The sequence below is a fragment of the Polaromonas sp. P1_E1_2 genome, from assembly GCF_056406035.1.
In genome coordinates this window covers 1-6,320 of record NZ_JBFUAZ010000206.1, presented here as the reverse complement: position 1 = coordinate 6,320, position 6,320 = coordinate 1, and the positions used below count along the sequence as shown (strand labels likewise).

At 64.0% G+C, this 6,320-nt stretch carries 7 protein-coding genes and 1 pseudogene; 3 read left to right on the top strand and 5 right to left on the bottom strand.

Features of this window, described 5'->3' with window-relative positions:
- The 3 genes from AC1D1P_RS11445 to AC1D1P_RS11435 all read right to left on the bottom strand — a co-directional run.
- On the bottom strand, positions 1-279 hold a 279-nt coding region (locus AC1D1P_RS11445), incomplete at its 3' end, for an aldehyde dehydrogenase family protein (RefSeq protein ID WP_477673053.1).
- Entirely contained in the window at positions 276-1,520 is a 1,245-nt protein-coding gene (locus AC1D1P_RS11440) for an aminotransferase-like domain-containing protein (protein WP_477673052.1), read from the bottom strand. The genes AC1D1P_RS11440 and AC1D1P_RS11445, both read right to left, overlap by 4 nt.
- A complete protein-coding gene (locus AC1D1P_RS11435; RefSeq protein WP_477673051.1) occupies positions 1,517-2,545 on the bottom strand; it encodes a 2-oxoadipate dioxygenase/decarboxylase family protein in 1,029 nt (342 codons plus the stop codon). The genes AC1D1P_RS11440 and AC1D1P_RS11435 overlap by 4 nt, the downstream gene beginning before the upstream one ends.
- A gap of 100 nt (positions 2,546-2,645) precedes the next feature.
- On the opposite strand from AC1D1P_RS11435, the gene AC1D1P_RS11430 reads away from it, so the two are divergent.
- Complete coding sequence (locus AC1D1P_RS11430; RefSeq protein ID WP_477673050.1) at positions 2,646-3,542, top strand: LysR family transcriptional regulator; 897 nt, start codon at positions 2,646-2,648, stop codon at positions 3,540-3,542.
- Positions 3,543-3,581: 39 nt separating this feature from the next.
- Here the strand turns inward: AC1D1P_RS11430 and AC1D1P_RS11425 are convergent, their stop codons facing one another.
- Complete coding sequence (locus tag AC1D1P_RS11425; RefSeq protein ID WP_477673049.1) at positions 3,582-3,860, bottom strand: hypothetical protein; 279 nt, start codon at positions 3,858-3,860, stop codon at positions 3,582-3,584.
- A 53-nt stretch (positions 3,861-3,913) separates the two neighbouring features.
- Complete coding sequence (locus AC1D1P_RS11420) at positions 3,914-4,735, bottom strand: IclR family transcriptional regulator (protein WP_477668455.1); 822 nt, start codon at positions 4,733-4,735, stop codon at positions 3,914-3,916.
- A gap of 208 nt (positions 4,736-4,943) precedes the next feature.
- Here AC1D1P_RS11420 and AC1D1P_RS11415 point away from each other — a divergent pair, with 208 nt between their 5' ends.
- Positions 4,944-6,014, top strand: a complete 1,071-nt coding sequence (locus AC1D1P_RS11415) for an ABC transporter ATP-binding protein (protein ID WP_477673048.1) — start codon at positions 4,944-4,946, stop codon at positions 6,012-6,014.
- Between the two features lie 23 nt (positions 6,015-6,037).
- Positions 6,038-6,320: pseudogene (locus AC1D1P_RS11410) on the top strand (ABC transporter permease); the annotation flags it as partial.

Below are 6,320 nucleotides of genomic sequence, written 5' to 3'. Positions count from 1 at the left end.
CAGCTGGCCCAGCTCGGCCTTGTGGCGGCGCACGGTTTCACCAAAAGCACGCACCAGTTCGCCGCGTTTGGGGGCGGGCACATTGCGCCAGTCGATAAAGCGCTGATGGGCGTTGTTCAATGCGCTGTCGACGTCGGCTGCGCTGTGAATCGCCACGCGTGCCAGAAGGCTGCCGTCGATGGGGGTCACCACTTCAATGGCCGCAGACGCCTTGCTGCCCAGGTCGGCGCTGACGCCCAGGGTCTTGAAGAGAGATGAAACGTCGCTGGAGTGACTCATGCTGAAGTCCTTTCTTGGGTTGTCCTGAAATCGGAGGCTGTGTTCGTGGCGAGGCTGTGCAGCCCGCGGCCCAGCCGCTCGGCGCCTTGTTGCAGCGCGGCCGGTGAAGGGTTGGCAAAACTCAAACGCAGCCAGGGCTGAGCAGCATTGCTGATGCTGAAGGCGGCGCCCGGTACTACGAGCACTTTATGCCGAAGTCCGAAGTCCACCCAATCTTGTGTCGGCAGCAGGGGCAAGTCGCTGCGCAGCCTGACCCAGACAAACATGCCGCCTTGCGGTGCCTCGAATTCAAGCAGACCGCCGGCATGCGTGCGCAAGGCATCGGCCAGCGTGGCGCCTTTGGCGGCGTAGGCTGTGCGCAGCACACCCAGGTGGGGCGTGAGGCGGTTGGAACCCAGCATGGCCGCGAGCGTGAGCTGTTCCAGCGAGCCGCTGTGCACGTCGGCCGCCTGCTTGGCCAGCACCACGGCGCGCAAGATGTCGGCCGGCGCGTGCAACACGCCCAGGCGAAGGGCAGGCGCCACCACTTTGGAGTRGCTGGTCATGTAGGCGACCTGCGCGGGCGAGCCGGCCTGCTGGTTGAGTTGCGCAAGCGGAGGCGGCGGTGCTTCACCAAACCAGAGTTGATCATACGGATCGTCTTCGATCAACGTGACGCCGTACTGCGCGGCCAGCTCCAGCAGGCGCAGCCGCCGCGCCAGCGGCATCACGGCGCCGGTCGGGTTGGCAAAATTGGGCACCACATACAGCACGCGCGGGCGCTCGGCCAGCAAAATGGGCTCGAGCTTGTCGATATCCATGCCTTGTGCGTCGGTCGGAATTTCAATCAGCCGCGCACCCGCAAAACGAAAAGCCTGCAGCGCGGCGGGGTAGTTGAGCGACTCCACTGCGATGCCTTCACCGGGCTCGATCAGCACACGCGCCAGCAAATCGATGGCCTGCTGTGAACCGGTGGTGATGAGCAGATCGCTCGCCTTGGCCACCAGGCCGCGCTGTGTGAGCAGGGCAGCACTGGCTTCACGCAGCTCCGGCAGGCCTTCAGTGGCGCCGTATTGCAGGCTCCGACCTTGCAGTTTTCCGGTTACTTCCAGCAGCGATTCGCGCAACCATTCAGCCGGCAGCAGCGCCGGGTCGGGATGGCCACCGGCTAGCGAGATCATGTCCTCCTGGCCGGCCAGCGCCAGCATGGCGCGTATGGGCGAGCCACTGGCCTGTGCATACAGCGCACGCACAGCACTCATGCGCGTGCGGCCGTCATGCCGAAAATGCCGGTCGCATTGCCAGCGTCAAAGGCCAGGTCAAGCCGCGGCGCCTTTACGGGGTCGTTCGCCGCGATGGGTGTTAGTGCATCGCGTGTGATGAATTCGTAGAACGAGCCCGGCACCTCGCGCGTGACGCGGCCCTGCGCGGTGATGAACTCGCGCTGCACCGTGGCCGCGCGGAAAGCCGTCTGCCGCACACGGCCGCTGGCCGACACCTCGACCTTGTCCTTGATGGGCCGGCCCAGGGTGCGCTGGCGTTCGGCCACCGCATCCACATCGGTCACGCGGTCGGTCGCATGGTTAAAGGCATTGCCTTCGGTGGCGATCCAGGCCATCTCGGCGGATTCGGCCAGCAGCAATTCGTAGTCGTCCATGCCAAACACGCCGTGCTGGCGGTCAAAGCACTGCAGCAGTTGCGGCAGTAAACGCAGCGCCTGCACCAGGGGCAGCACGCCGTCACGCGTGAGTTGCTCGAGGTCCGCCACATCCTGCGGGCCCAGCGGGTCGCGYGAGGTCGACAGCACGCGCGTGACGGCCGACTGGAAGGGCGCGGAGAACTGCTCGGGGTGCAGCTCRGASACAAAGAACTGCGCAATGTCYTCGGGAAAATCGCGGTGGCTGTAGGCGCGGCCTGTCATCTTCAGGCGCGGCAGCGGGTAGGTGCCCTGCAGTTCAAAACCCAATGGGCGCAGCACGCGAGTGAAGGCGGCTTCGCCCGCTGGCAAGGCGCCGCTGGGCCAGCGCACCGTGCGCAGCGCGCCGTGGTCAAACACCACTTGCCGTTTTTGTGCGACCACGTCGCTGGCGATGTAGTCCTGCCCCGCCGGCACGCGCTGCACCAGGCCGTGGAACAGCGCCATGTTCAGCGCCTGGGCCAGTTCGGCCCGGGTGACGGTGCCCGAGGCCGGCTGCTGCAGCGACGGATGAACGTACATCTGTTCATGGATGTCTTTGACGGCTTCGGCGGGCAGGCAGCAGGCGAGGAGCTTCTGGAGGTGGGTCATTTTCAGGCGTATTGTCGGCAGGTGAAAGCCGGATTTTCGGCAGTTTCAGCGTCATGCACAAAGGATGTATTTCGATGGACGCATGAGATATATTCATGCGATGCGCCGAAAGATCCCCTCCACCCAGGCCCTGCTCGCCTTTGAAGCGGCGGCCCACCGCGGCAGTTTCACACTGGCGGCGCAAGACCTGTCGGTGAGCCAGAGCGCGGTCAGCCACCAGATCCTCGGGCTGGAGCAGGACCTGGATGTGAGTCTTTTCCTGCGCCTGCCGCGCCAGCTGGAACTGACCGACGCCGGCCGCTCGCTGCTGGCGCGGGTCAGCCCGGCGCTGGATTCGCTGGAGGCCGCCATGCTGGACCTGGTGTCGTCCAAAGGCGAGGGCGGCACGCTGGAGCTGGGCGTGGTGCCCACCTTTGCCACCAAGTGGCTGATCCCGCGCATGCCATCGTTTTTGAAAGCGCACCCCCATGTGACGCTGAACCTGGCCACACRCCTGCAGCCCTTTGACTTTTCATTGACGGGGCTGGACGCCGCCATCCACTACGGCCGGCCCGACTGGCCGGGCACCGAGTCGGAATATTTGATGGGTGAAGACAGCGTGGTGGTGTGCAGCCCGGTGCTCATGAAAAAGCGCCAGCTGCGCCGGCCGGCCGATGTCTTGAAGTTCACGCTGATCCATCAGAGCACACGCCCGCACGCCTGGCGCGACTGGTTTCAGCTGGCCGGCATTGATGATGCGCAGGGCGCCGGCACGGGCCCCAAGTACGAACTCTTTTCCATGATCGCGCAGGCCGTCAAGGCCGGGCTGGGTCTTGCAGTATTGCCGGGCTTTCTGGTGGCCGACGATATCGCTGACGGCACACTGGCCGTGCCCTTTGATCTTTCGCTGAGCTCGGACTTCGCTTACTACCTGGTCTGGCCTTCGCAGAAAACCAGCTGGCGGCCGCTGGTGCAGCTGCGCGGCTGGCTACGCGAGCAGGCGAGTTCTTTGGCGTAAATGGGGGCGATGAAGTCGCCGCATGACTTGGCTCTGCTGTCAGTCGACGCGTTTTCCCGAATCCCACAACTGCACAAGGCCGAACGCCAGGAGCAGCGTTCCCAGGGCCAGCCATATGCCGATGAGTCCACGCGGCCCCATCGCCTCGAAGGCCCAAACTTGTGTCCAGGCCCACTTGCCGGTAAAGGGCGGAACGGAAGGCGTGAGCCATTCTGTCCAGGCCAGGCAAAAAGYGGCGAATGCGAGTCCTAATTTTGCAATCGCGCGCTCTTTGGCCGAAAAACTCACAAGATGCTTTTTGGCGAGTTCGTTATCCATGAGGTCTTTCCGTTCTTGGGGGCGTGGAGGAGGATTGCAACCTGGAGAGTGTCTCAGGCTTTGTCGGCTGGCGCCAGACTCTGCGCTGGCCGCCTCAGCGTACTGTCAAACGGATTGATCTGCGCACTGATGGCCGTCGCTTCACGCTTGAGCAACTCCACCACCGTAGGCAAGCGGTCAGGGCTCAGGCGTGAAGAGATGGTGCCCACGCTGAGCGCGGCGACGGCGCGGCCTTCGCGGTCCAGCACCGGCACGCCGACACCGGCCATGCCGTCGAGCAGGTTGGTGTTGCGCCCGGCGTAGCCGAGCTCGCGCACACGCTCGATCTCGGTGCGCAGGTAAACCTCGTCGTACACACCAAACTCTCGCACGCGTGGCAGGTTGTAGCGGATCACTTCTTCGCGCTCTGTCTCGGGCAAAAAGGCCAGGATGGCCAGACCGCCCTGGCCCATTCCCAGCGCCACGCGCCCGCCGATGTCGCCGGTGAAGGAGCGGATGGGAAACGGCCCTTCGCTGCGGTCCAGGCAGACAGCGTCAAAGCCGCTGCGCACCAGCAAAAAGATGGTGTCACCCAGGCTGGCGCACAGCCGCAGCATTGAAGGCCGGCACAGGCTGCGCAGGTCCATCGTGTTGCCGGCCTGCGCGGCCAGTGCAAAAAAATCAATGCTCAGCCGATACAGCTTGGAGCCGGTTTCCTGCTCGACCACGCGCTCGGCCACCAGGCTTTGCAGGATGCGGTGGGTGGTCGCCTGCGTGAGGCCTGTGGCCTTGGCGATGTGTGTGATGCGCCCGCCCCTGGCCTGCGTGGCGGCCAGCGCCCGGATGATGGAAAAGGCGCGTTGCACGCTGCTGGAGCTATTGTCTTCGTCTTTCATGGTGTCTCCGTTGGCGGAATCAGTATGGCATCAAGTGTATATAAATTCCATTCAACGGAATAAATCAAATAAAGATATCTCTATACGGAATAACCTATTGACGATTTTTCATGGGATGCCATAGCATGAAGTCATCAAGGTGTCATCGTCTTGCACGTCGTCCGGATGTTGCGGCGCTGGYCACCCCCTTGTTGCAGAGGTGCCCCCCATGTCTTTTTTGACCCTGGCGAATGTGAACAAGTCTTATGGCGCCACCCGCGCCGTGGCCGACATGAACCTGTCGGTGGAAAAGGGCGAATTCGTCTCGCTGCTCGGCCCTTCGGGTTGCGGCAAGACCACCACCTTGCAAATGATTGCGGGCTTTTGTGAGGTGACGTCGGGTCAGGTCACGCTGGACGGCCGCGACATCACCCACGCCAAACCCAATTCGCGCGGCCTGGGCATCGTGTTCCAGAGYTATGCGCTCTTCCCMCACATGAGCGTGTAYGACAACGTSAGYTTCGGCCTGGAGATGCGCCGTGTGCCCARRGAAGAACGYGCCGAGCGMGTGAAAGCCGCGCTGGCCYTGGTGCAYCTKGARGCGCACGCMACMCGCTACCCGCGTGARYTGTCGGGCGGCCAGCGCCAGCGTGTGGCCCTGGCCCGTGCSYTGGTCATCTCGCCGCCCGTGCTGCTGCTGGATGAGCCACTCTCCAACCTGGACGCCAAACTGCGCGAGGAAATGCAGTTCGAGCTGCGGCAAATCCAGCGCAAGGTTGGCACCACCACCGTGATGGTCACGCACGACCAGACCGAAGCGATGTCTATCAGCGACCGCGTGGTGGTGATGGAAGCCGGCCGCGTSACGCAGATCGACGAACCGCACCGGYTGTAYGAACATCCGCAGACCCGTTTYATCTCCAGCTTTGTCGGCAAGGCCAATTTGCTSGAAGGCCGYGTGATGGCCRCCGGCCCSTGGGCCACCGTGMATGTGGGCGGCAATGTACCGCTGGAGGTSCAGGCGCCCGGTGTGTCAGAGGGCGATGCCGTAGTGCTGAGCCTGCGTCCCGAAAAAATCCGCCTGGTGCCTGAAGCCCAGGGTCGCATAGGCGGCACGGTACACGAGCGCTTCTTCCTCGGCAGCCAGTGGCTCTACCAGGTGTCGACCGCCGCCGGGCAGCTCGCGGTGGTCTGCCCCAATGACGGCACGGCGCCCGCCGAAGAAGGCGCCAACGTAGGCCTGGACTGGACCGCCCAGCAAGTGCGCCTGCTGCCCGGCGCACAAGGGGTGCCGGCGTGAACAGTACGACCGTGGCTGCACCGATGACATCGGCCCGGGCCAGTGCATCGCGCACGCCGTGGCTGCTGTCGGCGCCGGCCTTCACGCTGTTTGCCTGCCTGCTGCTGGTGCCGCTGGCGCTCACCGCAGTGCTGTCCTTTCAGGTGTTTGACCACGCCACCGGCGTGAAGAACAGTTTCACCCTGGCGCATTACGCCGCCGTGCTGACGGACGACTACTACCACGGCATCTTCTGGCGCACGCTATGGATTTCGGCACTCACCACGCTGATCTGCATCGTTGTCGGCGCGCCCGAAGCCTATGTGC

Excerpts from the sequence above, each read along its gene's own strand:
- AC1D1P_RS11420 (WP_477668455.1), bottom strand. The coding sequence starts at position 4,735 with ATGAAAGACGAAGACAATAGCTCCAGCAGCGTGCAACGCGCCTTTTCC.